At 30.2% G+C, this 908-nt stretch carries 1 protein-coding gene; it reads right to left on the reverse strand.

Going from position 1 to position 908, the window contains the following annotated elements:
- Window positions 1–183: 183 nt before the first annotated feature.
- Window positions 184–777: a hypothetical protein gene (locus Q1B05_RS18525; RefSeq protein WP_299782940.1), complete on the reverse strand. Its 594-nt coding sequence runs from the start codon at window positions 775–777 to the stop codon at window positions 184–186.
- Window positions 778–908 lie beyond the last annotated feature (131 nt).

Below are 908 nucleotides of genomic sequence, written 5' to 3' on the forward strand. Positions count from 1 at the left end.
TTAATCTTAAAAGTCAAAATGAGTGAACTACCTTTTTTAATGAGCGAAATGTTTTTCTCAAATAAGAGATAACGTTTTTGTATAAGAAAAGTTGCGTGTTTGTGTGCGAGGATTTTCCGAAGGAAAATCAGAAGCTAGCAAACGAGCAACTAACTTTGGTTTAGCTAAAACTAGCAATTTTTTTTATACGGTGTTGTGTGCAGTGTTTTTTGTTTTTTCAATAGTTTCACTTTTCCAATTTATAGTTTTTGGACTATGTTTTTCTTTCCATCTGGAAATATAAAAATCAATATTCTGCATATCTTTTAGTATGAGTTCAGATAATTTTTTTAGCCTTTTATTAAATCCTTTTTTCGTAAAATACTGTACAATTTTATGTTCAGGTAAAAACAGCATATAAAACAATGGTATACAGTTATAAGTGTCCGAACGTAATCTCATTTCAGATAAACTATTCGGTGGTAATTGGAATTTTAATCCGTCTGATTCTTTCAATTCCTCAAGAGAATTAATTTTAGGTGTTATTTGGAAAATGTTTAATCTAATCTGAATCCAATTTTCATTCCTCAAAATATGAGTTTCTATTTTTTGCAACTCATTATCTTTTTCTAATCTGTACAATGTGTATGAAAAATCATTCTGATTTGTTCTTCCATACCAATCTGATTTGAACGGGCTTTTTTCAAAACCCTGCTCTTTTAAGGCAAGTATTCCTTTTTCGAGAAACAATTTATTCCTTAAATCCAGATTTTCTTTCGGTTTAGGTTTGTAGAACATATTCTATTTTAATCTCGATTTTTGTTTTTTCACGGCTGTTCCGACATTGCACACAACGTGTTTGTGTATGATTTCGTTGCGTGTTTAAGCCACTAATTTAGCAAATACAAACCGAATAGAAAATCCGCAAG

The sequence above is a fragment of the uncultured Formosa sp. genome (genome assembly GCF_947500765.1).
Taxonomy (GTDB): domain Bacteria; phylum Bacteroidota; class Bacteroidia; order Flavobacteriales; family Flavobacteriaceae; genus Formosa.